This window comes from Parafrankia discariae, assembly GCF_000373365.1.
Classification (GTDB): Bacteria; Actinomycetota; Actinomycetes; order Frankiales; family Frankiaceae; genus Parafrankia; species Parafrankia discariae.
In genome coordinates this window covers 1-23,612 of sequence record NZ_KB891261.1, presented here as the reverse complement: position 1 = coordinate 23,612, position 23,612 = coordinate 1, and the positions used below count along the sequence as shown (strand labels likewise).

General features: G+C 73.1%; 21 protein-coding genes. 13 read left to right on the top strand and 8 right to left on the bottom strand.

All coding sequences use genetic code 11. The annotated features are described in order from the left end of the window. Window positions 1–8: 8 nt before the first annotated feature. A complete protein-coding gene (locus B056_RS0129925) occupies window positions 9–824 on the bottom strand; it encodes a mycofactocin-coupled SDR family oxidoreductase (RefSeq protein WP_018502434.1) in 816 nt (271 codons plus the stop codon). 326 nt (window positions 825–1,150) lie between these two features. On the opposite strand from B056_RS0129925, the gene B056_RS0129920 reads away from it, so the two are divergent. After that, on the top strand, window positions 1,151–1,756 hold the full coding sequence (locus B056_RS0129920; protein WP_018505528.1) for a TetR/AcrR family transcriptional regulator: 606 nt from the start codon (window positions 1,151–1,153) through the stop codon (window positions 1,754–1,756). A gap of 249 nt (window positions 1,757–2,005) precedes the next feature. Here the strand turns inward: B056_RS0129920 and B056_RS38525 are convergent, their stop codons facing one another. After that, complete coding sequence (locus B056_RS38525) at window positions 2,006–2,581, bottom strand: NUDIX domain-containing protein (protein ID WP_035753271.1); 576 nt, start codon at window positions 2,579–2,581, stop codon at window positions 2,006–2,008. Window positions 2,582–2,720: 139 nt separating this feature from the next. On the opposite strand from B056_RS38525, the gene B056_RS45565 reads away from it, so the two are divergent. Continuing rightward, the gene (locus tag B056_RS45565) at window positions 2,721–4,727 is read left to right on the top strand and encodes a serine/threonine-protein kinase (RefSeq protein ID WP_051105780.1); all 2,007 of its coding nucleotides are present in this window, start codon (window positions 2,721–2,723) and stop codon (window positions 4,725–4,727) included. Window positions 4,728–4,879: 152 nt separating this feature from the next. Beyond that, the gene (locus tag B056_RS0129905; protein WP_018505526.1) at window positions 4,880–5,248 is read left to right on the top strand and encodes a hypothetical protein; all 369 of its coding nucleotides are present in this window, start codon (window positions 4,880–4,882) and stop codon (window positions 5,246–5,248) included. A gap of 103 nt (window positions 5,249–5,351) precedes the next feature. On the opposite strand, the gene B056_RS0129900 is transcribed toward B056_RS0129905, so the two are convergent. Then, a complete protein-coding gene (locus B056_RS0129900) occupies window positions 5,352–5,693 on the bottom strand; it encodes an ArsR/SmtB family transcription factor (RefSeq protein WP_018505525.1) in 342 nt (113 codons plus the stop codon). A 92-nt stretch (window positions 5,694–5,785) separates the two neighbouring features. Here B056_RS0129900 and B056_RS0129895 point away from each other — a divergent pair, with 92 nt between their 5' ends. The 5 genes from B056_RS0129895 (at window position 5,786) to B056_RS0129875 (ending at window position 12,865) form a co-directional block, all read left to right on the top strand. After that, window positions 5,786–6,781: a quinone oxidoreductase family protein gene (locus B056_RS0129895; protein WP_154677313.1), complete on the top strand. Its 996-nt coding sequence runs from the start codon at window positions 5,786–5,788 to the stop codon at window positions 6,779–6,781. Between the two features lie 355 nt (window positions 6,782–7,136). Continuing rightward, window positions 7,137–8,645 (top strand): alkaline phosphatase D family protein, encoded by a 1,509-nt coding sequence (locus B056_RS0129890; RefSeq protein WP_026240292.1) that lies wholly within the window; start codon window positions 7,137–7,139, stop codon window positions 8,643–8,645. Window positions 8,646–8,656: 11 nt separating this feature from the next. Continuing rightward, window positions 8,657–9,895, top strand: a complete 1,239-nt coding sequence (locus B056_RS0129885) for a hypothetical protein (RefSeq protein WP_020572788.1) — start codon at window positions 8,657–8,659, stop codon at window positions 9,893–9,895. 134 nt (window positions 9,896–10,029) lie between these two features. Further along, window positions 10,030–12,324, top strand: a complete 2,295-nt coding sequence (locus B056_RS0129880) for a hypothetical protein (RefSeq protein WP_018505521.1) — start codon at window positions 10,030–10,032, stop codon at window positions 12,322–12,324. A gap of 28 nt (window positions 12,325–12,352) precedes the next feature. Beyond that, window positions 12,353–12,865, top strand: coding sequence for a hypothetical protein (locus tag B056_RS0129875; RefSeq protein ID WP_018505520.1), 513 nt, complete (start codon window positions 12,353–12,355; stop codon window positions 12,863–12,865). Window positions 12,866–12,872: 7 nt separating this feature from the next. Here the strand turns inward: B056_RS0129875 and B056_RS0129870 are convergent, their stop codons facing one another. Both B056_RS0129870 and B056_RS0129865 read right to left on the bottom strand, forming a co-directional pair. After that, the gene (locus B056_RS0129870; RefSeq protein ID WP_018505519.1) at window positions 12,873–13,997 is read right to left on the bottom strand and encodes a sensor histidine kinase; all 1,125 of its coding nucleotides are present in this window, start codon (window positions 13,995–13,997) and stop codon (window positions 12,873–12,875) included. Continuing rightward, complete coding sequence (locus tag B056_RS0129865) at window positions 13,994–14,656, bottom strand: response regulator transcription factor (RefSeq protein ID WP_020572787.1); 663 nt, start codon at window positions 14,654–14,656, stop codon at window positions 13,994–13,996. Before B056_RS0129865 ends, B056_RS0129870 begins: the two co-directional genes overlap by 4 nt. Window positions 14,657–14,770: 114 nt before the next feature. Here B056_RS0129865 and B056_RS0129860 point away from each other — a divergent pair, with 114 nt between their 5' ends. The 3 genes from B056_RS0129860 to B056_RS0129850 are packed head-to-tail and all read left to right on the top strand — an operon-like array spanning window position 14,771 to window position 17,936. Continuing rightward, window positions 14,771–15,595 carry an ABC transporter ATP-binding protein gene (locus B056_RS0129860; protein WP_084647273.1) on the top strand — a complete coding sequence of 275 codons (825 nt, stop codon included), beginning with the start codon at window positions 14,771–14,773 and terminating at the stop codon, window positions 15,593–15,595. Continuing rightward, window positions 15,592–17,142, top strand: a complete 1,551-nt coding sequence (locus tag B056_RS0129855; protein WP_018505516.1) for an ABC transporter permease subunit — start codon at window positions 15,592–15,594, stop codon at window positions 17,140–17,142. Before B056_RS0129860 ends, B056_RS0129855 begins: the two co-directional genes overlap by 4 nt. Continuing rightward, window positions 17,139–17,936 (top strand): ABC transporter permease, encoded by a 798-nt coding sequence (locus B056_RS0129850; RefSeq protein WP_018505515.1) that lies wholly within the window; start codon window positions 17,139–17,141, stop codon window positions 17,934–17,936. Before B056_RS0129855 ends, B056_RS0129850 begins: the two co-directional genes overlap by 4 nt. 67 nt (window positions 17,937–18,003) lie before the next feature. On the opposite strand, the gene B056_RS0129845 is transcribed toward B056_RS0129850, so the two are convergent. Further along, the gene (locus B056_RS0129845) at window positions 18,004–18,996 is read right to left on the bottom strand and encodes an aldo/keto reductase (RefSeq protein WP_018505514.1); all 993 of its coding nucleotides are present in this window, start codon (window positions 18,994–18,996) and stop codon (window positions 18,004–18,006) included. 309 nt (window positions 18,997–19,305) lie between these two features. Here B056_RS0129845 and B056_RS0129840 point away from each other — a divergent pair, with 309 nt between their 5' ends. Then, window positions 19,306–20,874 (top strand): MFS transporter, encoded by a 1,569-nt coding sequence (locus B056_RS0129840; RefSeq protein ID WP_230203264.1) that lies wholly within the window; start codon window positions 19,306–19,308, stop codon window positions 20,872–20,874. Here the strand turns inward: B056_RS0129840 and B056_RS44980 are convergent. Then, entirely contained in the window at window positions 20,871–21,266 is a 396-nt protein-coding gene (locus tag B056_RS44980) for a winged helix-turn-helix transcriptional regulator (protein WP_407672438.1), read from the bottom strand. The two genes, B056_RS0129840 and B056_RS44980, sit on opposite strands and share 4 nt — an antisense overlap. 345 nt (window positions 21,267–21,611) lie before the next feature. On the opposite strand from B056_RS44980, the gene B056_RS0129830 reads away from it, so the two are divergent. Then, the gene (locus tag B056_RS0129830) at window positions 21,612–22,706 is read left to right on the top strand and encodes an LLM class flavin-dependent oxidoreductase (RefSeq protein WP_018505511.1); all 1,095 of its coding nucleotides are present in this window, start codon (window positions 21,612–21,614) and stop codon (window positions 22,704–22,706) included. 660 nt (window positions 22,707–23,366) lie between these two features. On the opposite strand, the gene B056_RS0129825 is transcribed toward B056_RS0129830, so the two are convergent. Then, window positions 23,367–23,612: transposase family protein (locus B056_RS0129825; protein WP_018505510.1), on the bottom strand; the 246-nt coding region annotated here is incomplete at its 5' end.

Below are 23,612 nucleotides of genomic sequence, written 5' to 3'. Positions count from 1 at the left end.
CGTGGGTGTTACCGCTTGTTGAGCTGGCCGGCGTCGACCGGGACGACGGTGCCGGTCACGTACCGGGCGTCGTCCGAGACCAGCCAGGCGATGGCGTTCGAGACGTCCAGCGGGTCCACCGCGTCGACCGGCATCGCGTTGGCCAGCACCCGGGCCAGCTCCGGGGACCCCGCCGTGATCACCGACAGATCCCCGTTCGCGGCCATCGGCGTCTTCACCGTGGTCGGGGCGACACTGTTCACCCGGATGCTGTGCGGCGCCAGATAGTTCGCCCACGACCGCATCAGCCCGACGACACCGTGCTTGGCCGCGGTGTACCCCAAAAACCCCGCCGTCGGGATACCCACCCCGACCAGCCCACCCGTCGAACTGGTCAGCACGATCGCCCCACCCCGGCCCCGCTCGACCATCGACGGGATCGCCACCCGCCCGGTGTTCCACACCCCCGTCAGGTTGACCCCGACGACGTCCGCCCACTGCTCTTCCTCGCTCGCCGCCCCACCCGGCCCGATACCGGCGTTCGCCAGCACGATGTCGACCGGACCCAGCTCGGCGACACCATCCTGAAACGCCTTCCCCAGCGCCACCACGTCACGGACGTCGGCCTGCCGCGCCACGATCCGCCGCCCCGTCTCCCCGACCTCCTTCACGGTCTGCTCGAGGTCGTCCGGAGTCGCCATCGGGTAGGGCACCGAATCCATCTGGGCACACAGGTCCACCGCGATGATGTCAGCGCCCTCCCGCGCTAACCGCAACGCATGACTGCGACCCTGGCCCCGCGCCGCGCCGGTGATGAACGCGACCTTGCCGTCAAGCTTTCCCATCTACGTCTCCTTGAGGTGTGGTGTGGTCAGACGAAGTTTTAACGGTCGTTCTAACTTGCCGGGACACCGCTGTCAATACATGCACCGCAACACGTGAAGAGCCCACGGGCTCGCGAAACAGAAGGCGATCATCCAACTACCCGACGCCAGGAAAGGCCGGCAGCGCTACGGTCTGCCGTGGCCGCCGGGTGGAGATGACAAGGGGATGACCGCGGCGGGTCCGGGGCGGGTCCGGGGGTGCCGGCTCGATCCGGCCGGAATCATCCGCGAAGATGGGGGGCCGGCTGCCATCCGAGGCCGGGACTCCACGCTCTGGAGGAAGGTGAATGACCGCGCCCCGTCGGCGCCGGGCGGCGACCGTCGAGAAGGCCACCCGTCTCCTCGACGCGACCGAGGAGATCATCCTCCGGGAGGGCTACGCGGCGGTCAGCTCCCGGAGCGTGGCCGCCCGGGTCGCCATCACCGCCCCGCTCGTGCACTACTACTTCCCGACGATCGACGACCTGTTCGTGGCGGTCCTGCGGCGGCGCGCGCAGCGCACGGTGGAGCAGATGACCGCGGCGCTGGCCTCGGCGGAGCCGTTGCGCGCCTGGTGGGAACTCGTCTCGGATTCCCGCGCGACGGCCCTGACGGTTGAGTTCGCGGCCGCGGCGAACCACCGCCCGGCGCTGCGGGCGGAGGTCGGCCGGGTGGCCCGCGAGCTCCGGCAGATGCAGATCGAGAAACTGGCCACGATTCTCGGCGAGTACGGCCTCGACCCGGACGAGTACCCACCCGAGCTCGTCGCCGCCACCATCCAGGGCCTGGCGTTCGTGGTGGTGGCGGACAGGTCGACGGGCTACGACACCGCGCCCGAGGAGGCCGTGGCCGCCATGACCCGGCTGGTGGCCCGCCTCGAGGAGAAACGGGCCCGTCGCCCGCCACCCGGGTAGCCGGCACCGGCTCCCGGGCCCTGGCCCACCGGGCGCGGACGGGACGTCCGAGCCGGATCGCCGTGAACCAGCGGCAGGTGGCCCTGCCCTCGCTCATCCGGTGGAGGTCGGGAGGAGGCCCCGGCCCGTCTCTGGCGCTCACCTGCTCTCTGTTTGGTTTCTTCCTCGTCGTTTCAGACAGCATCCCCTACGGAATCCGCTCCGAAAGGGCGAGAAGGATGCCAAACGGCGAGCAGGCCACCCCGATATTCAGGAATTTCGTCCAGGCACCCGCTCCCGCAGCGGGCTCGCGCACAGCAGCGCCCAGGCCGCCAGGGACGAGGCGTCCTTGATGACGCCTCCGGCGAGCAGGTCGCCCCATTCCCGGTGGGTGAAACGACGGGTCACGAGATCCTGCTCCTCCACGGAGAGCTCGCGCCGGCCACGGGAGAGCTCGGTCGCCAGCCAGACCTGACATGCCTGGTCGGCGTAGCCGTAGGCGGTGAAGATCTGACCGAGATGGTCGAGCCGGCCGGCTCGGAGCCCGGTCTCCTCCCGCAGTTCGGCCTCGGCCAGTTCCGCGGGGCCGACGTCCGGCCGGTCCTCCCAGGACCCCTGCGGGAACTCCCAGTAGCGGCCGTTGACCGGGTGACGGAACTGCTCGACCAGCCACACGCCATCGGCGTCGACGGGGATGATCAGGGCGAAGTCCGGCTTCTCGACGACACCGAACAGGCCGGGGCTGCCGTCCGCCCGGACGATGGCGTCCTCCCGGACCCGCATCCACCGGTTCTCGTACGCGACACGGCTGTCGCGTACGACGAAACCTCTCTCGCCAGCTGGCACGGTCTCCTCGCTTCGGTGCGGTGTCCACCGCGGCGGCGGTGTCCACCGCGGCGGGCGGGCTGACTGGTTCGGCGTCGCGTTCCCACAGTAGGCGGGCCCGGCGCGGCGGTCCGGATGGCCCGAACACCGACAAGTCGCGTTGACGCCGCTCGCGGCCGCCAGCAAGGTGACGATGATCGGCCCGGCCGCGGTCAGCGAGAGGCATGTCGCGCCGCGGGCCGCGGGCCGGGATGACGGGGGACGGGGGACGGGTGTGCTGGCACCGCTGACAGCGGCCGATCCCAGGAGCGTCGGCGGGTACCGGCTGGACGGGCGGCTGGGCTCAGGGGGCATGGGCGCGGTCTTCCTCGCCTTCGGCGCGGACGGCCAGCCGACAGCCCTGAAGATCATCCGACCCGATCTGGCCGCGCGTCAGGAGTTCCAGACCCGGTTCCGCCGGGAGGTGGCCGCGGCCCGGCGGGTGCGGAGCGGTTTCGTCGCCGAGGTACGGGCCGCCGACGTCGACGCGGAACCGCCGTGGATGGCCACCGAATACGTGGAAGGCGTCAACCTGGCCAGGGCCGTGGCGGAGAACGACCTCGTCGACGGGCACCACGCGGTCGGCCTCGCCGCGGGACTGGCGAGCGCGCTCGTCGCCGTGCACCAGGTGGGTCTCGTGCACCGTGACCTCAAGCCCGCGAACATCCTGCTCGGGCGGGACGGCCCGAAGGTCGTCGACTTCGGCATCGCCCGTGCCCTCGACGAGACGGCCCTGACCGACACCGGGAACGTCATCGGAACAGTCGCCTGGATGGCGCCCGAACAGCTCCTCGGCGAGCGGGCCGGCCCCGCGGCGGACGTGTTCGCGTGGGCCCTTTGTGTGGCCTTCGCGGCGACCGGCCGTCAGCCGTTCGCCGGCTCACCGGTGAACACGCCGGTCGCCTCCGCGCTGCGCAGGCTGAACGCCGAGCCCGACCTGGACGGCGTGCCGGAAGACCTGCGGCCGTTGCTGCGGCGCGCCCTGGCCAAGGTTCCCGACCAGCGGCCGAGCGCGATCGAGCTGGTCGCCGAGATCCTGGACCGGGAGGTCTCCGAGCTGGCGTCCGACCCGGCGGGCGCCGAGGCGGCCGTCCGCGGGCTCGTCGGCGGATGGGCGCGCCCGCCGGCACCGGAGGTAGCGGCGGTACCGCAGCTCCCGGCGCCTCGTCTGCCGGATCCGGTTTCGAAACCGCCGCCGCCCGACCCGCCGCCGCCGCCCGACCCGCCGGCACCGCCCGACCCGCCGGCACCGCCCGACCCGCCGGCACCGCGGCCGAACCTCCCCGCTCGCCGGCTGAAGCGGCTCGTCGGCGCGATCGGCCGCCTTCCACCGCGAGTGCTGGTGGCGGTGGCGGCGTTACTGGCCGCGGTGGTCGCGGGCGCGGGCCTGACGATGCTGATCGCCCCGGGTCATCCCTACGGAGACGGTCCGACCGCGGGTGACACCGCCACGCTCAGCCCGGGGACCGGTTCCCGGTCGCCCGTGCCCTCCGCCGACGACCGGACCGGGCCGGCCCCCACGGCCCCCACGGCCCCGGCCACGCCGGGCACGGATCCCTCCGAGCCGCCCGCCCCAGATGGCGGCGCCCCGGACGGACCTGGCGGCGGCACCGCGGAACCGGGACAGCCGTCACGAGGCTCCGAGCCCGCCGGCCCCACCGCCGCGCCGACACCCGGCCCGCGACCGAACCCGACGCCGAACCCACCGGCACCGAACCCGCGGCCGTCAGCCGCACCGGCGCCGCCCGTCACCCGCCCACCGCCCGACCCGGACGGCGGGACCACCAGCCAGCTCGTCCTCCACGGCGCCGGAAACACCGCCGGCTGGATCTGGTTCAACAGCGGAACCGCCAACCTGGAGAAGGGCCGCAACTCCTTCACGGTCAAAGATGAGGCGTGCGGCGACGCCTGGAGCATCTACGTCCAGTACAGCTATCAGGATTCGCAGGGAATCACGCGTGACGGCAGCCGGTATCTCTCCGGGGACTGCGACCCGGTCGAGTGGTCAGGTTCCATCGCCGGCGCCCAGCCGGAGATCCTCTCCTTCCGGTGGCGGGGCTGCAAATGGGACACCAACCACCTGAGCGCGGACACCTGCGAGTCGTGGATCACCTCGACCGTGCGCTGACGGCCTCCAGGCCGACGGCGTCCGTATCCACCGGATGTTCATCGCGACCACTACCAAGCCACACCTGAGGCCGCCACCGTCATGGCTTAACGCAGAGTCATCACGGGTACACCGTGAGTGCCCAGGTAGTCAACGGGCTCCGGAGGTGTGTCTTGCGAGGAACTTCGAGGATCAAGACCTTCGCCCTGATCGCCGGCATCGGAGCTCCACTGGCCCTGATTCCGCTGGCCGCGGCGCCGGCCAGCGCCGCCCCGACGGGCCCGCTGCCGGTCGCCGGAACCGTCCAGTGCAGGATCGGCTCGGCCGAGTCGCTACAGATCAGCGGCGGCGGGGAGTCGCACGGCGCCTCGGTGGGCGTGGGCGGGCGCTTCTCAGTCGTCTTCGCCAATCCTGCCGTCCCCACCATCGCGACCGTCCAGGTGAGATGCGACGTCGCGGGCCAGCGGACGTATCACCCGACCAGCTTCCTCCTACGTCACCCGGTGGTCGGCCAGGTTCTCACCGTGAACCTCGTCGCCTGACAACCCGGCCGAATCTCCCGACGATCTGACCGGTGGGTGGCACGCGCGAGTCCCGGCGCGCCACCCACCGGCGGCAATCGTGTGCGCCTTCCGCATCCCACAGTCATCCGGGGCCGGTGAGCCTGCTTTCGTAGGCGGCCAGGATCGCGTTCAGGAGGCCGGGGAAGCGCGCTTCAAGGTCTTCCTCGCGCAGTGCGGTCCATCGGCGGTTGCCGTCCTCCCGCTGACGGATGACCCCGGCCTCGCGCAGCACCCGGAAATGGTGGGTGAGCGTGGAGGGCGCGACGTCCACGGGGAAGGTGCCGCAGGCGCGCTCCGGCGCGGCGCGCAGGGTCCGGACGATCGTCATCCGGGTCGGGTCGGACAGCGCGTGCAGGATGTCCAGCAGGTCGAACTCGTCCGGCTCCGGGTGGGTCAGCGTCGGGCGGCGCCGCGATCTCGGCATCTCAACACCTCTCGTCCCACACCTCTCATTCGACAGTCATCGTACAAGCTTCATACGATGTTCGTAATACGACGAACATCGAAGGAGCTGCGGTGCGCGCGTTGGTGATGACGGGGCCGTCACAGGGGATGGACCGCACGGAGGTCCGCGAGCTCGCGGAGCCCCGCCCAGGACCGGGCGAGGTGACCATCGACGTGGCCTGTGCCGGGATCAACTTCCTCGACGTGATGGCCCGCCGCGGTGACGCCGGCTATGTCGGTGCCTGGCCGTACGCGCCGGGCCTGGAGGTAGCCGGCGCGATCCGGGAGGTCGGCTCCGAGGTCACGGGACTGGCCGTCGGCCAGCGGGTCGCCGCGTTCACCACGGGCGGCGGCCTGGCGGACGTGGTGCCGGTACGGGCCGGGCTCGTGGTGCCGATACCCGACCAGGTCAGCACGCCGGTCGCGGCGGCGGCGCCACTCATGCTCACCGCCGCCCTGCTCCTCCTGACCGATGCCGCACGGTTCCGGCCGGGCGAGACCGTGCTGGCGCATTCGGCCAGCGGCGGCGTCGGCGGCGCCGTCGCCCAGCTGGTGCCGGTGCTCGGCGGAGGGCTGCGCATCGGTACCGTGGGCCGCCCCGACAAGATCGCTTCGGCGCTCGGGAGCGGGTACGACACGGCGGTGGCCCGCGGTGAGGACCTGGCCGAGGCGGTACGGGCGGCCACCGGCGGCGCCGGGGTGGACATCGTGCTCGACCCGCTGGGCGGCGGCATGATCGAGACCGATCTGGCCCTCACCGCTCCCGGCGGCCGGATCGTCCTGTTCGGCAACGCGGGCGGCGGGGAACAGGTTCGGCTGCCACCGTCCGGACGGCTGATCGGCGGCAATCTCTCGATCGGCGGCTTCAGCGTCAGCCGCCTGTGGGCCACGGCGCCGCGTCGCGCCTCCGCCGGCCTGCGCAGGGTCCTTGATCTGCTCGCCGAAGGCCGGCTGGACATCGCGATCACCGAGGTCGGCTCGCTCGCGGAGGTGCCGGCGGTCCACCAGTTGCTCGCCGAGGGCCGTGGCACCGGCAAGTACGTCGCCCACCTTCAGAACCTGCCCTGAGTCCGGCCACACCGTGAGTGCCCAGGTAGTCAACGGGCGTAGGCGGGCGGTTCTCAACTGACAACCCGACCGGTGGGTGGTGCGCGCACCACGGCACGCCACCCGCCGGCGGCACGACGAACGACGTGATCGCTTCTTTCGGCGAGCCGGTGAACCCGCCGTGGCAGCCGCTGGAAATCGAGGGGTGGAGGCCGCGCCCCTGCCATAAACCGTTTCGTGTTGATAGGCCTTTCCCGGCGTCGGGCAGATTACGGACGAGTTATCGCGACAGGAACTGTGATCGCACCGGCCAACGGACCGCCAACGCCTTCCGGATCGCGCCTTCTGTTTCTTCGGCGGGCCGTAGGAATCATTCATGAGCCAGGTGAGCCGACGGTCCGTCGTTCTGGGTGGAATCGCGGGCGTGGGAACGGTGTTGGCGGGTGCCGCGGCGGCCCGGGCCGCCTCCTATCCGTTCACGCTGGGCGTCGCCTCGGGCGAGCCCGCCGCGGACGGGTTCGTGCTGTGGACCCGCCTCGCGCCCAGGCCCCTCGCCGCGGACGGGCTCGGCGGCATGTCGAGCGGCGCCGTCACCGTGGAGTGGCAGGTCGCCACGGACCAGTACTTCACCCAGATCGCCGCCGGCGGCTCGGTCTCCGCCGTCCAGGCCTGGGCGCACAGCGTGCATGTCGAGGTCGGCGGCCTGCAGCCCAACCGGGAGTACTGGTACCGCTTCCGCGCCTCCGGGCAGATCTCGCCGGTCGGCCGGGCCCGGACCGCCCCGGCCGTCGGCTCCAGCCCAGCCCTGAAAATGCTGTTCACCTCGTGCTCGCACTACGAGGCCGGCTACTTCACCGCCTACCGCCGGATGGCCGAGGAGAACCCGGATCTCATCCTGCACCTCGGCGACTACATCTACGAGGGCGCGGCCGGGTCCGGTGTGCGCTCGCACGTGCCCAGCGCCGAGATCAGCTCGCTGGCCGACTACCGCGTTCGGCACGCGCTCTACAAGTCCGACGCCGACCTGCAGGCCGCGCACGCCGTCGCCCCGTGGATACCGGTCTGGGACGACCACGAGGTCGAGAACAACTACGCCGGCCTCGTCCGCAACGACAGCAGTCCGGCCGGTGACTTCACCGCCCGCCGAGCGGCCGCCTACAAGGCGTACTACGAGCACATGCCGCTGCGGTCGGCGCAGGTTCCCGTCAACGCGAATTTGCAGCTCTACCGGCGTCTGCGCTGGGGCGGCCTGGCCACCTTCCACCTGCTCGACACCCGGCAGTACCGGGACGACCAGGCGTGCGGCGACGGCACGAAGGTCTGCCCCGCGGCCGACGACCCGACACGCACGCTGACCGGTGCGATACAGGAGGCCTGGCTGCTCGACGGCCTCGGCCAGCACCTGGGTACCTGGGACATCATCGGCCAGCAGGTGTTCTTCGCTCAGCGCCTCGCCGCCGCCGACGGTTCGAAGAGCATGGACTCCTGGGACGGTTACACCGCCAACCGGGGCCGGATCCAGGCGGGCTGGCAGGCCCGCGGCAACACCAGCACGGTCGTGCTCACCGGGGACGTCCACCAGCACTGGGCGGCCGACATCATGGACGACTACGCGACTCAGAACCAGGTGATCGGCACCGAGCTGGTGTCCACCTCGATCACCTCGGGCGGGGACGGCACCGGCGCCGGGACCGGCCTGTCGAGCCTCAACCCGCACGTGAAGTTCAACTGGAACCGGCGCGGCTACGTCCGCACCGTCACCACACCCACCGAGATGACGGTGGACTTCCGCGCGCTCGACCAGGTCACGGTCCGCGGCAGCGCGGCCAGCACCGTGCGGAGCTACGTGATCGAGGCCGGCAACCCCGGTCTCCAGACGGTGTGAACGGGGCAGGCATGCGCAGGCAGCACAGGCACGGCACTCGCGTCGCGGTCGTCGGGGCCGCGGCGGCCGTCACCCTCGCCGGGGCACTCGTCGGCACGGCGGCGGCGGACGGGACCACGGCGGCCGACGTCACCTGGGCGGCCGCCAACTCCGACGCCACCGGCGACCAGGACAACGCCGAGGTGTCCGCGACCCGCAACGGCTACACCGCGGTCGTCTGGGAGGACGACCGGGACACGACGAACCCCGAGGACACCCTGCACACCGAGGTGTATCTCCGCCTGTACCGCGACGGGACATCGCTGTACGAGAAGAAGCTGTCCACGGGGGGAAGCGGCGGCTGGCGGCACGTCCAGCCCGACGTCGCCCTGCACGAGGACGGCACGGCGGTGGTCAGCTGGGCGGAGGACCCCGACGGCAACGGGTACTACAACATCGCCGTGCGTGCGGTGAACACCGCGGGCACGGTGACCGGCTCGGCCCAGGCCAACGCGAACGCCGACGGGCAGCAACTCAACGCGCACGTCGCCGCGGACCCGGACGGGCCCGGGTTCGCGGTCGCGTTCGAGGATGTCCAGGGCACCGCGGCACCGACCGTGCGGGTGTCCGGGTTCGCGTCGGTGTCGGCCAAGACCTACGAGGTCCAGGCGCACGCGACGGGCGGCAGCCACCGCCGGCCCGATGTGGCGATGGACGCCGCGGGCGACGCCGTCGTCGTCTGGGACGAGGACGGTGACGGCAACGGGTCGTTCAACGTCGGCCGGAAGATCCTCACCTCCTCGGGCGGTGTGAAGGCGGCCCAGTCCGTCGCCAACGTGACGACCGCGGGGAACCAGCTCCACCCGTCGGTGGCCGCGAACCTCAACGGCGACCAGGTCGTGGCCTGGGAGACCGACCAGAACGGGAGCGCGCAGGTCGGCGTCCGTTCCTTCAGCGCGGCGAACACGGCCGGACCGGAGGTCGTCCTGCCCGGGGCGGACCCGCAGGCCGGCATCGACGACCAGCGCGACGCGGTGGTGTCCTGGGGCGAGTCCACCGACGTCCACGCCCAGGGCCTCAACCCGGACGGCACGGTCACCGGCCGGCTGCCCCGGCTGCGGGTGCACAGTCTCGTCACCGGCAAGCAGAACGAGCCGGCGCTCGGCGTCAACCCGTGGGGTCAGATCGTGATCGCCTACACCGACGACAACGACGGCAACGGCTTCGACCAGGTGTATCTGGGCACCGGTCTGGTCAACAGCACCTGGTGAGCAGGTGACCGGCCTCGATGGGGATGATCCGCGCCAACGTGCGGATAGGGTTCCACTCCGTGGACGTCGGCGGTAGCCACCCCTGAGCTGCCTCCGGCGAGAAACACGAGAAGCCCGAGACCGAGGACCCGCCTGTGCATCCGACGCCGCCCGACCCGCCGTCCGCCGGCCGGACGTCCCTCGGACCGACCGGAGGCGGGCCCGCCTCCGGTGCGCTGGACCGGATCCGCGGGCAGGTGGTCTTCGACAGCGCGTGGTTCCCGCTGCGGGAGCACGGTTCGCAGGGCTTCTCCCGGATGGGCAGCCGCCGGCTGGTGCTCACCGACCACCCGGCGGCCTACATCCACGACACGAGCGTCCTCGGTGGGGCCGCCACCGTGGCCGCGCTCGAGCCGGCCGTCGACCCGGGCGCGACCGTGGAGCTCGTCGAGCGCAGCAGCCGTCTCGTCGTCGACCTGCGGCTGCCGGCAGGGCGGGCGTTCGCCGCGTCCACCGTGGCGCCGCTGCCACCCGAGGCGCTCGCCCTGCTCACCGGGCTGCGCGGCGCGCTGCTGGCGGACGCGGCCTCGACGTCATTCGTCAGCCCGTGCGCGGTCTCGGTCACGCCGCTGTACGAGGCCGATCCCCCGGCGGCCACGGCCCCGGCGGTCTCGGTCGCGGGAGGCCAGCCGACGGGAGCCGTCGCGGCACCGGCCGAGCTGAGCGCGTATGTCGTCGTGCGCGGTGGGCGGCTGGAGCTGCGGGCCCGCGGGCGGGCGCTGCTCGACTGGCCGCTGAACCGGATCGGGGTCGGCCCGGGCGGCCCGGCCGGTCCCGCCGGCCCGAGCGCCGCGGTGGTCAGCGGCGGCGCCGTCCTGGACGGCCGGTTCCTGACCGGCGTGGTCCTGCACCTGGTCACCCCGCAGGTCCTGCACGCGTTCCTGGCGGCGGCGGGGACGGCGGGAACGGCCCGGCCGGACACCTCGGACACGCCGGCCACCCTCGGGACCTCAGCCCCGGTGTCGGCGCGGGGCCTGGCGGGGGACGCCGAGGTCGCCCGGGTCGACTGCGTGTTGGACGACACCGCCCTCGAACTGCAGGAGCATCACAGCGCCCGGGTGGTGGCCCGGTTCGACCTGTTCGACTCGCGGCTGCGCGTCGCCGGGTCGGCCGAGCGGTTCGTCGTCGTCGACCCGGAGCACGGCCCGGTGACGGTGCAGAGTGAGTCGGCGGTGTTCGGCCGGCGGCTGCTCGAGCATCCGGCGCTGCGCGCCGCCGCCGAGCGGACCCTGGCGGACGGCCCGTACCCGGCCGAGCTCGCCGACGGCCGGCCGGTCGTCTGCGCGGTGGGGCCGGACGCGCTGCGGGTCCGCGGTCCCGGTCTGGAGCTGCGCCTGCCGTTCCCGGACCTGCGCGCGGTCGAGGGGACGTCCCAGGAACAGCGGGCCGGGCTGCGGGTGGCGACCGGCGACACCGAGGTCTCGATCGTCGGTCAGCTCGAACTGGTCCGCGCGGTGCACACCGACCTCGTGGCCGGCCGGCACGCCGGCGCGGGACCGCGGGCCGTCCCCGACATGCTGCGGGCGGCCGTCGGGCTGGAGGAGGACTACTTCCTTTACACGATCTTCGGGCCGTTCTACGAGCTGCACGCCGTGCTGCTCGGTGACGGCACCGCGGCCGAACTGGGCCGGGCGGTGCCGCAGCCCGCGGACGACGAGGCGCGGGCCCGGACGGCCGCGACCCTCGCGGAGGGCCTGGTCGAGCTGCAGCGTCACCTCGACCAGGTCGGCTCCGTGCTGCCCGCGTTCGTGCGCCACCGCGACGCCCTGCTGCTGGAACCGGTGACCGGCGGCACCGTGCCCGCCTGGCTGAAGGCACAGGAGGGCCGGCTGCGGGCGGCGCTGACGCCGGTGCAGCGGGCGGCCGCGGAGACCGCTCAGCTCGCGGCCCAGGCGACCCGGCTGCTCGATCTCGATCCGGCGGCGCTGCCCCGGCCCAACTACACCGGGACGGCGGTCTCCCTGGGCGTCGCCGCGCTGTTCAATCCGGTCTTCCTGGTGTCGGGCGCGACCCAGGCCTACAGCCGTTACGCCCAGGGCGAGAAGCGGACCGCGCAGCTGGGGGCGCAGTCCGCGCGCGGCTGGGCGACGCTGCTCGATCGGTGGAACGTCCTCGTCTCGACCACCCTGCCGGTGCTCGGCTACGTGCTCACCGAGAACCTGTTCGCGCCGCGGTGGGAGACCGCGCGGCGGCTGACGTCCGAGCTGCGCGGGGCGCCCGTCCAGAGCCGTGAGGCGGTGCTGCGCGCGGTCGCGTACCGGCTCGCCCGGCTGGACGTGCTGCGCCGTTACCCCGCGGGTGCGGGGATCCGGGTCGGGCGGGGCGCGATCGCGGACCATCTGCGGACGGCCCGGGACACCGTCGCCACGCCCCGTTTCGTCGACTTCTGATCCACCTTCTGACTCACGGGGAGCAGAGATGTCGATCTTCACCAGCCAGTTCGACCGGGCCCGCGCCTACGCCGACGACTACGCCGGGCATTACGCCGACCCGGATCTGGCGGATCCGGTCACCCGGCACGGCGCCGGCGGTCCGGACGCCGGTTTCGTGGACGGCGCCGACTGGGGCGACGGCTGGGACCACGACTGGGATCCCGGTCCGGGCCACGGCTCGAACGCCGAGGCGGCCACCGGCGCCCACCACGACACGTCCACCGGCGCCGAGGAGACGAAGCTCCACGACTCGGACTCCCACCAGCCGGACGGGGACCACGAGACCCACGAAGCCCACGAGACCCCCCCGGACACCGACCAGTACCAGGAGCACGAGCACCACGGGTACGAGCACCAGGAGTACGAGGCGAAGCACGCCGATGACGACGGGTGGAAGCACCCCGACGACTACGGCGACGCCCATTTCGGCCTCGACGACGACGGCGGCGCCTACCTCGTCGACGACGACACGCCCGACGACGACAGCGTGGATCTCTAGGTCCGGCTCAGCGGATTCCGGCTTCGGGGAAGGCCCCGGGGAAGAGGATCTCGATGTCCAGGCCACCGTCGGGGCGGGCACGCGCGGTCAGGGTGGCGCCGTGCGCGCCGGCGACGGCGCGCACGATCGCCAGCCCGAGGCCGTGCCCGGCGGCCCGCCGGACCCGCTGGCCGCCGAGCTGTTGAAACGGCTCGAAGAGCCGCTCGACCTGGTCCGGCGGGACGACCGGTCCGGTGTTGCCGACCGTGACTCGCGCGCCCCGACTGGTCGTCGCCGTCGCGATCTCGACCCGTCCGCCGGGGATGTTGTGCCGCAGCGCGTTGTCGACCAGGTTCGCCACCAGGCTCTCGACCAGCCGTGGATCGCCGGTCGCCGGCGCCGCGCCGAACGCGCCGGTCACCTCGACGGACCCGGTTCCCGCGACGCCGTCGGTCCGCCGGGTACGCAGGACGTCGCGGGCGATGACCGCCAGGTCGAACGGTTCCCGGTGCTCCACCCCCTGCTCACCGCCGGCCAGCGTGAGCAGCGCCTCGAGGAGGCTCTCCTGCGTCCCGCCCAGGGCGAGGACGTCCCGGCAGGCGGCCCGCAGCGAGTCGACCGTCGCGCCCGGGTCGGCGAGGGCCACCTGCAGCACCGCCCGCGTGGCGGCCAGGGGCGTCCGCAGCTCGTGGGAGGCGTTGGCGACGAAGTGCCGCTGGGAGGCGAACGCCGCTTCCAGCCGCGCGAACAGGTCGTCCAGCGTGCTCGCCAGCTCGGTGAACTCACCGGCCCGCCGGTGCGGCCCGAGCCGGCGGTGCAGGTTGGTGGCGGAGATGTCCCGTGCCGTCGCGGTCATGGTGCGCAGCGGGCGCAGGAAGCGGCCCGCCACCAGCCAGCCGAGAATGATCGAGACCACCACCAGCACGGCGAGGGCGACCGCGCAGACGGCGAGGACCCGGGAGGTGTCCGGGCCGGGCGGGAAATCCGTCCCCAGGCCGGGCGGGGCGCCCACGGGGACCGACCGGCGGGTCTGCAGGATCGGCACGGCGAGCAGCAGGACACCCGACACGAGGAACGGGCCCGCGTAGAGCAGGGTGAGCTGCGTCCGCAACGTCGACCGGGGCACCCGCCGGGACGTCCACCGGAGGGTCACGGCGCACCGATCCGGTAGCCGCCCTCGCGGACCGTGTGGATCACCGGAGGATCACCGAGTTTGGCGCGCAGACGGCGGATCGTCGTCTTCACGGTGGTCGTGAACGGGTCGGCGCTCTCGTCCCACACCCGTTCCAGGAGCTCCTCCGCGGAGAGCAGCCGACCGGCCGAGGCGAGCAGGCACCGCAGGACCGCGAACTCCTTCGGGCTCAGTTCGAGGCGCCGCCCGGCGCGGGACGCGACCCGGCGGGTCGGGTCGAGCGTCAGGTCGCCGCTCTCCAGGATCAGCGGCAGCGCCACGGAGGGACGGCGACCCAGCGCCCGGACCCGGGCCACCAGCTCGGCGAAGTCGAACGGTTTCGGCAGGTAGTCGTCGGCGCCCAGGCCGAGGCCGTCGACGCGCTGCCTGACGGTGCTCGCGGCGGTCAGCATCAGCACCCGGCTCGCCGGGTGCGCGGCGGCGATCCGCCGGCACACCTCGTCGCCGTGCACGCCGGGCAGGTCCCGGTCGAGGACCACCACGTCGTAGCGGGTCACCGCCAGGTGCTCGAGGGCATCGGCGCCGTCGAGGACCACGTCGACCGCCAGGCCCTCGCGGCGCAGCCCGGTGCCCAGGGCCCGGGCCAGGATCTCGAAGTCTTCGACCACCAGAACACGCACGCCCCTCACGGTGCCATGCCCCCGGTGTCAGCCCGGTGTCGTTTATCGGCACCGGGCTGACACCGGCGCACCCGTAGAACCCAGACCCATGATTACTGCGCGCGGACCGCGCGAATGATTACTGTGAGCGGGCTGCGCAAACGGTTCCGCGGAACCGTCGCCCTCGACGGGATGACCTTCGACGTGCGGCCGGGGCAGGTGACCGGCTTCGTCGGCCCGAACGGCGCGGGCAAGTCCACCACCCTGCGGGTCGTCCTCGGCCTCGACAGAGCCGACGCCGGTGCCGCCCTCGTCGAGGGCCGTCCCTACCGGGACCTGCGCGACCCGCTGCGCCACGTCGGCTCCCTGCTCGACGCCGCGGCACTCCAGCCCGCCCGGACCGCCCGCAACCATCTCCGCTGGCTCGCCCACTCGCAGGGCCTGCCCACCCGGCGGGTCGACGAGGTCCTCGAGCAGGCCGGCCTGCGGGCGGTCGCCCGGCGCCGGGCCGGCGGCTTCTCGCTCGGCATGCGGCAGCGGCTCGGGATCGCCGCCGCCCTGCTCGGCGACCCACCGGCGCTCCTGCTCGACGAGCCGTTCAACGGCATGGACCCGGAGGGCATCCTGTGGATGCGCCGGCTGTTGCGCGCGCTCGCCGCCGAGGGCCGCGCGGTCCTGGTGTCGAGCCATCTGCTGAGCGAACTGCAGGACACCGCCGACCATCTGGTCGTGGTCGGCCGCGGGAAGGTCATCGCCGACGCGGGGGTGGCTCACCTGCTGGCCGCCGCGTCGGGGGCGCACCGGGCGACGCTGGAGGACGTCTATCTCGCGCTCACCCGCGAAGCGGTCGAGTTCCGCGCCGAGGACCCGGAGCGAGTCGACCTGGAACGAGTGGACCTGGAACGAGTGGACCTGGAGCGCGCCGATCCGGAGCGCGGGGACCCGGAGCGGGCCCGATGAGCGCCTTCGGACAGGTCCTGCGGGCCGAGTTCACGAAGTTCCGCACCGTCCGCGGCTGGGTCGTGGCGACCGTCGCGGGCGCGGGCGTGACGATCCTGCTGGGCCTGCTGCCCGGCATGCAGGGCTCGTGCGGCCGCAACGGGCCCGGATCCGAGTGCGAGCCGCCGGTCGGGCCCGGCGGGGAGGTGGTCGTCGACAGTTTCGCCTTCGCGCACCGCCCGCTCACCGGCGACGGCAGCATCACCGTCCGGGTCACCTCACTGTCCAGCCGCCAGCCGCACCCGGGCCCGGGCCCGGGCCCGGACGAGCCACGCCCGGCCGTCGTGCCGTGGTCCAAGGCCGGACTCATGCTCAAGGTGGGCACGGCGCAGGGCTCGTCCTACACCGCGGTCATGGTCACCGGCGGCCACGGCGTCCGGATGCAGTACGACTACACCCACGACCGGGCCGGTGCACCCGGCGCGGTCAGCGCCGGCACACCACGGTGGCTGCGGCTCACCCGCGCCGGCGACACCGTGACCGCGGCCGAGTCGCCGGATGGCACCACCTGGGCCACGGTCGGTTCCGTGCGGCTGGCCGGCCTGCCGCCGACGGTCGAGGCGGGGCTGTTCACGACGTCCCCGCAGTACGCGGAGCGGATCGGCGGATCGCTCGGCGCCGGCGCCATGGGCGGCCCGACCGAGGCGACCGGGACCTTCGACCACCTCCTCGTGCGGGGTGCCGCTCACCCGGCCGACGCGTCCGGCCAGGCGGCCCGGCCGGAATGGGCGGGCGAGAACGTCGGCGTGCCGGGACCCGCGCCCCAGGTTCCCGGCGGGGATCTCGAACGCGCCGGCGGCGTGTTCACGATGACCGGCTCCGGCGACATCGGCCCGGCCGTGGCCGGCGCGGCCGGTATCGGCGTGTCCCTGGCCCAGACCCTCGTCGGGACGTTCGTGCTGTTGCTTGTCGTGACCGTCGTCAGCACCGGGTTCATCACCGCCGAGTACCGGCGCGGCCTCATCCGGACCACCCTGGCCGCCAGCCCGCGCCGCGGCCGGCTGCTCGCCGCGAAGGCCGTCGTGGTCGGCGCCGTCGCGTTCGCCGCCGGGCTGCCCGCCGCCGCCGTCAGGGTCGTCTCCGGCCAGCGGGTGCTGCGCGGCAACGGTGTCTACGTCCACCCCACGTCGACGTCGACCGAGCTGCGCGTGATCGTGGGGACCGCCGCGCTGCTCGCCGGCGCCGCGGTCCTGGCGCTCGGGCTGGGGACGCTGCTGCGGCGCGGTGTCACCGCGGTGACGACCGCCGTCGCCGTGATCGTCCTGCCGTATCTGCTGGCCATGACCGTCCTGCCGGACGGGGCCGCCCGGTGGCTGCTGCGGGTGAGCCCGGCGGCGGCCTTCGCGCTGCAGCAGACGGCCACGCGGTATCCGCAGGTCGCCAACCTCTACACACCGGCGGACGGGTACTTCCCGCTCGCCCCGTGGGCCGGCTTCGGGGTGCTCGCCGGCTGGGCCGCCCTCGTCCTCGGACTGGCCGCCGTGCTCTTCGGACGGAGAGGCGCGTGAGGAGGGCGCCGCGCTCCGGGAGGAGGGCCCTGCACGCCGAGTGGACCAAGCTGCGTACCTCGCCCGGCGCGCTCGCGCTGACGCTCGCCGTGGTCGTGAGCACCGTCGGGTCGAGCGCCGCGGCCGCCGCCGCCACGGCCGGCTCCGTGGCCGGCTGCGCGTCGGGGAGCTGTGGGCCGGACCTGACGAGACTCAGCCTCACCGGGGTCCAGGTCGGGCAGGCCGTCGTCGCCGTCCTGGCCGTCCTGCTGATCGGCGACGAGTACGGCACCGGGATGGTCCGGGTCACACTCACCGCGCTGCCCCGCCGGACGACCGTCCTGGCCGCCAAGGCCGTCGTCGTCGCCGGGGTCGTCACGGTGACGGCGGTACCCGCCGTCCTCGGGTCCCTGGCCGCCGGGTGGCTCGTTCTTCCCGGCCGTGCCTTTTCCGGCCACGAGGTCGTCGCCCGGGCGGCCGTCGGGTCCGTGCTGTACCTCGTCCTCGTCGGCCTGCTCGGCCTGGGCACGGCCACCGCCGTGCGGAGCCCGGCGGCCGCGGCCGGGATCGTCCTGGGACTGCTGTACGTGTTCCCGATCGTCGCGCAGGCGGTCACCGACCCGGGCTGGCGGCGGCATCTGGAGCAGGTCGGGCCGATGAGCGCCGGGCTCGCCGTCCAGGCCACCGGCACCGGCGCCGTCGGCGCCGGTGGCGCCCCGCCGATCGGCCCGTGGCAGGGCCTCGGCGTGCTCGCCCTGTGGGCACTGGCCGCGCTCCTCACCGGCGGCCTGCTCCTCGCCCGGCGCGACGCCTGACCGCCTGGCCGGGAGGCGGATCGGGCAGGCCGCCCGGCCGGGCGGACCGGGAGGCGACCCGGGCGGCTCAGAGGCGACGGCGCTGCGGCACCTGGATGCCGGTGACCGGTCGCGGCCGGTACGGGGCCTCCAGGCGGGCGGCCTCGTCGTCGGTGAGGGTCAGCTCCAGCGAGGCGAGCGCGTCGTCGAGGTGCGCGGGCTTCGTGGCGCCGACGATCGGCGCGGTGACACCGGGGTTGCGCGACACCCAGGCCAGCGCCACCTGGGCCCGGCTCACCCCGCGCTCGGCGGCGATGCGGGCGACCTCCTCGACGATCAGCCGGTCGTCGTCCTGGTAGAAGGCGCGGGCGAAGGGGTCGGACTCGGCCCGGGTCGTGGTGGTGTCCCAGTCGCGGGTGAGGCGGCCGCGGGCCAGCGGGCTCCACGGGATCACGCCGATCCCCTGGTCCGCGCACAGCGGGAACATCTCCCGCTCCTCCTCGCGGTAGAGCAGGTTGTAGTGGTTCTGCATCGTGGCGAAACGGGTCCAGCCGTGCCGCTCGGCGGCGAACAGTGCCTTGGCGAACTGCCAGGCGTACATCGACGAGGCGCCGAGGTAGCGGGCCTTGCCGGCCTTCACGACGTCGTGCAGCGCCTCCAGCGTCTCCTCGATCGGCGTCGTGTCGTCCCAGCGGTGGATCTGGAAGAGGTCGACGTAGTCGGTGCCGAGGCGCCGCAGGCTCGCGTCGATCTCGTGCATGATCACCTTGCGGGATAGGCCGGCCCCGTTCGGGCCGGACCGCATCCGGGAGTAGACCTTGGTGGCCAGCACGATCTCGTCCCGGCGGGCGAAGTCCCTCAGCGCCCGGCCGGTGATCTCCTCGCTGCGGCCCAGCGAGTAGACGTTCGCGGTGTCGAAGAAGTTGACCCCGGCCTCGATCGCCCGCTGGAAGAACGGCCGCGACGCGTCCTCGTCGAGAGACCACGGCCAGTTCCCCTCCCCCGGGGTGCCGTAGCTCATGCAGCCCAGGCAGAGCCGGGAGACCTCCAGGCCGGTCGAGCCCAGCTTGACGTACTCCACGAGATCAGGCTCCTCTCCACCACCGACCAGCAGCCCACGACTCTGCCACGGCCCGGCCGCCGCCGGGCTGTGTCCGGGGTCACCATGACTTCCGCCCAACGCGGCACAGGCCTCCGACCTGCGCCGCCGCAGTGAGAATGCCTGCTCTGCGGCGTCCCGGCCCGGCTCTCGCGCACGTCCGGACGTTCGAGGTGGGGAATGCCCACGTCCGCTGTGGACTTCGCTGTCACCGATGAGGTGCGCGACAGGCCCGCGGGTGCGGGACTGTGGTTCGACGGGCGGTCCGGTGCCCGTCGCGGAAGGAACCAGATGACGAAGGCTCAGGCCACAGAGATCGATCCAGCCGGCGTGGACAGCGGGGACGGCGGCTCCCGGGCCACGGGGGGACCGCCGTCGGGCCTCGCGGCGGCGGGCCTCGCGGCGGCGGACGAGGCGAGCCTGGATCCGCGGCGGTGGCGGGCGCTGCCCGTGATCCTCATCGCCAGTTTCATGAGTCTGTTCGACGTCTTCGTCGTCAACGTCGCGGCACCGAGCATCGAATCGGACCTGAACGCGTCCAACGCCGGGCTCGAGCTGGTCGTCGGCGGTTACTCGTTCACCTACGCCGCCGCGCTGGTCACCGGCGGCCGGCTGGGGGACCGCTTCGGCCGGCGCCGGATCTACCTGCTCGGAATGGCGATCTTCACCGTCGCGTCGGCGCTGTGCGGGCTCGCGCCCAACGAGACGGTGCTGATCGCCGGCCGGCTGCTGCAGGGGGCCGGCGCCGCGGCGATGGTGCCCCAGGTGCTCGCGCTGATCAGCGTGACGTTCCCGCCGGCCGAGCGGCCGCGGGCGTTCGCGTTCTTCGGTGTGACGATCGGGCTCGGCGGGGTCTGCGGGCAGGTGCTCGGCGGGGTGCTGCTCGACCTCGACATCTTCGGCCTCGGCTGGCGGCCGATCTTCCTGGTCAACGTGCCGATCGGGCTGGCGGCGCTCGTCGGGGCGCGACGGCTGGTCCGCGAGTCGCGCGCGGCCCGGGCGGAGCGGCTCGACCCGGTCGGACTGGGCACGCTGACCCTCGGCATCGGGCTGGTCCTCGTCCCGCTCACCCTCGGCCGTGACGAGGGCTGGCCGCTGTGGACGTGGCTCGCGCTCGCCGGCGGCATCGTGGTGCTCGGCGGCTTCGGGGCCTGGGAGGCCCGGCTGGCCCGCTCCGGCGGGCATCCGATCATCCCGCCGGCCGTGGTGCGGACCCGGGCGGTCATCGGCGGCATGGTGATGAGCGCGGGGTACTTCTTTTTCTTCGGCAGCTTCCTGCTCGCCCTGACGATCTTCCTCCAGGTCGGCCAGCACCGCTCGCCGCTGAACGCCGGGCTGATGTTCGCGCCGCTCGGCGTGGTCTTCGCGTTCTCCTCACTGGCGGCGCGCCGGCTGGTCACCGTGTACGGGCCGCGGGTGCTGACCGCCGGGGCGCTCATCACCGCCCTGTCCCTGGTCGGAGTCGCGGTGGCGGTCTCGGCCGAGGGCACCGGCATGACGGCCTACGAGCTCACCCCGTTGCTGATGCTCGCCGGCGTCGGCAACGGCCTGGTGATCCCGGCCCTGGCCGCGAGTGTCATGGCGGCGGCCCCACCCGACATCAGCGGGACGGTGAGCGGCGTCCTCACCACCACCCAGCAGTTCGCCTCGGCGCTGGGCGTCTCCGGCGTGGGGGCGTTGTTCTTCGCCGAGACCGCCCGCGGCGGCGCGGACGCCGGCCTGTTCGCCGCCGTCCTCTGCGGTCTCATCTCGGTCGGCATCGCCTTCCTCGGCTCCCTGGTCCTGCGCCGCCCGGCCGCGGTGCCGGCTGTCGCCGGGCCTTCCGTCGTGGGTGCCGCCGTCGCGGGATCGGCGGACTAGCCGCGGGCGTCGTAACGCCGACGGGCCTCGTCGATCCCGTCGGCGTTGCGCTCGGCCCAGGCGAGCAGCGAGGTGACGGTGTCGAGCAGGGTCCGTCCCAGGTCGGTGAGCTCGTAGTCGACGCGCGGGGGGACCTGCGGATAGACCGTGCGGGTGACGAGGCCGTCCCGTTCCAGGACGCGCAGCGTGCTGGTCAGCATGCGCTGGTTGATGCCGGGCAGCGCCCGCTTCAGCTCACTGAAGCGCCGCGGGCCGGCGGTGAGTTCGGTGACGACCGCGACCGACCACTTGTCACCCACCCGGTCCATGATCGTCCGCACCCGGCAGTCGGCCTCGCCCCGGGGTTCCCAGTCGGCGGCGAGCGAACCGTGCTCCGCGGGCCGCACCGGCACGCCGTGGGTCACCGGCACGTCGCGGGTCACCGGCACGCCGTGGGTCGCTGAAACGTCGTGGGTCACCGCGACCTCCGGTCGGTGGTTGACGGCGGCTCTCTCTCGGCAAATACTACTTTCCGTGTCGATGAAGTTGAGATTGATCCGACGTCTCGCCGTCGACCTCGCCCGCAGCGGCAGCATGCGCTGTTCCTGAGCCGCTCCTCGGCCACGCCGGCCGCCAGGGCGTCCGACCGCTCCCGCGCCGACTCGTCACGATGGTCGCCCGGGGTCCGGCCCCGTCCCCTCTGGTGGCCATGACGTGGCGCCTGCCGACGCCATGTCCCCTCTGCCGGGAGCCCGCGCATGTCCCTGACCTTCCACTGGTTCCTGCCCACCTCCGGCGACGCGCGTGACGTGGTCGGCGGCGGGCACGGCGCGCCCGCCGCGGCGAGCACCCGCGGCCGGCCGCCGACCCTCGACTACCTCGGCCAGATCGCCCGTTCGGCCGAGCAGCTCGGCTTCACCGGCGCCCTCACCCCGACCGGTTCGTGGTGCGAGGACGCCTGGCTGACCACGGCGATGCTGGTCGAGTCGACGAAGCGGCTGAAGTTCCTGGTCGCCGTCCGACCGGGGCTGGTCTCACCGACACTGGCCGCGCAGATGGCGTCCACCTTCCAACGGCTCTCCGGCGGCCGGCTGCTGCTCAACGTCGTCACCGGCGGCGAGGCGGACGAGCAGCGCGGCTACGGCGACTTCCTCGACAAGGACGACCGGTACGCCCGCTGCGACGAGTACCTGTCGGTGCTCTCCGATCTGTGGCGGGGCCGCACCGTGGACGTCGACGGTCGCTTCGTGCGGCTCAGCGGGGCACGGCTGTCCCGGCTCCCCGACCCGCCGCCGGAGATCTACTTCGGGGGCTCGTCGCCGGCCGCGCTCAAGGTCGCCGCCCGCCACGCCGACGTCTACCTGACCTGGGGTGAACCCCCGGACGCCGTCGCCGCCAAGTTCGCCGAGGTCCGGGACAGGGCCGCGGCGGCCGGCCGGTCGCCGCGTTTCGGGCTGCGCGCCCACGTGATCACCCGGGACACCGCCGAGGACGCCTGGGCCGCGGCCCGCCGTCTGATCGACGGGCTGGACCCCCGGACGGTCGCCACGGTGCAGGAACAGCTCGCCCGCAGCGAGTCCGAGGGGCAGCGCCGGATGCTCGCGCTGCACAACGGCTCCGCGGCGAGGCTCGAGATCTTCCCGAACCTGTGGGCCGGGGTCGGGCTGGTCCGCGGCGGCGCCGGGACGGCCTTCGTCGGCAGCCACCAGGAGGTGGCTGACCTCATCGAGACCTACCGTCAGGTCGGCGTCACCGAGTTCGTGCTCTCCGGCTATCCGCATCTGGAGGAGGCGTACTGGTTCGGCGAGGGTGTCCTCCCGATCCTGCGCGCCCGGGGCCGATGGTCCCCGTGACCTCGACCCGGGCACCCGTCCCGCCCGGAACCAGGAATACCACCGGCCCACCCCGGGGTAATTTCTCCGGGCGGCCCCGGGTGGATGGATTTCCTAATGGTGTTGACATCCGCGCCGCCGCGGCACAGAGTTGGACCATGCTCCGGCCGGGTTCAACGATCTCTCGTTTTAAACTGGCCTGGTTTCCACCGGTCCGACTCACACCGGTTCGGTTTCCACGGGCGACCCGGCGGCCCCTGCGGACGACACGTCTCGTGATCCGCGGCCACATCGATTTCCTGCGGGTGGCGTCGGCCGCCTGTAGGCGGTCACCCGCGAGCTGATCTCGCCGCGGGCGAGTCGCGCCAGGCCATCGGCCCGGATTTCACTCACCCGCCTCCCCTCCCCGCCCGGCCCGTACTTCCGGTGTCGGAGCCTCCGGCGGCGGCAGACGCATCCTCAGCGACGTCCGCGCCGCCACGTTTCCGGTCCTGTCGGCGACAGCCTATTTCCGCGTTCTCTTCTTCTCCCGCGCGAAACGTTTTGTTCGGGCTGCCCGCCGGGCGGCCCCTCCCATCGTCAGTCCCATCCCCACCCGGGTCGTTCCACGCGTTCCAACCGCGCCGACCCCTCTTTTTTCTGGAGCAGACCATGCATTGAGCATTTTCAAAGTTTGTTTTTCTAGATTCCCTCCTGTTCCAGGACGAAGACGGCCTGGGTGAACTCGCCGACCCGGCGTGGGCAGCCGCGGAAACGGCTGAGCACGCGCCAGTTCTTCAGGACCGCGAAGCCGCGTTCGCCGGGTGCGCGGGTGGCCGCGAGGACGCGGTTGCTCTCCTTGAGGCCGTCGGAAAGTTCGCCGTTCGCGGGCTTCTTACGGGGCACGAGGAGCAGATCGCTCTCGCCGCCGACGTAGCCCTTGTCGGC

Coding starts and splice junctions, on each gene's coding strand:
- B056_RS0129925 (WP_018502434.1), bottom strand. CDS start 824: ATGGGAAAGCTTGACGGCAAGGTCGCGTTCATCACCGGCGCGGCGCGG.
- B056_RS0129920 (WP_018505528.1), top strand. CDS start 1,151: ATGACCGCGCCCCGTCGGCGCCGGGCGGCGACCGTCGAGAAGGCCACC.
- B056_RS0129900 (WP_018505525.1), bottom strand. CDS start 5,693: ATGCCGAGATCGCGGCGCCGCCCGACGCTGACCCACCCGGAGCCGGAC.
- B056_RS0129890 (WP_026240292.1), top strand. CDS start 7,137: ATGAGCCAGGTGAGCCGACGGTCCGTCGTTCTGGGTGGAATCGCGGGC.
- B056_RS0129885 (WP_020572788.1), top strand. CDS start 8,657: ATGCGCAGGCAGCACAGGCACGGCACTCGCGTCGCGGTCGTCGGGGCC.
- B056_RS0129875 (WP_018505520.1), top strand. CDS start 12,353: ATGTCGATCTTCACCAGCCAGTTCGACCGGGCCCGCGCCTACGCCGAC.
- B056_RS0129860 (WP_084647273.1), top strand. CDS start 14,771: ATGATTACTGTGAGCGGGCTGCGCAAACGGTTCCGCGGAACCGTCGCC.
- B056_RS0129855 (WP_018505516.1), top strand. CDS start 15,592: ATGAGCGCCTTCGGACAGGTCCTGCGGGCCGAGTTCACGAAGTTCCGC.
- B056_RS0129840 (WP_230203264.1), top strand. CDS start 19,306: ATGACGAAGGCTCAGGCCACAGAGATCGATCCAGCCGGCGTGGACAGC.
- B056_RS0129830 (WP_018505511.1), top strand. CDS start 21,612: ATGTCCCTGACCTTCCACTGGTTCCTGCCCACCTCCGGCGACGCGCGT.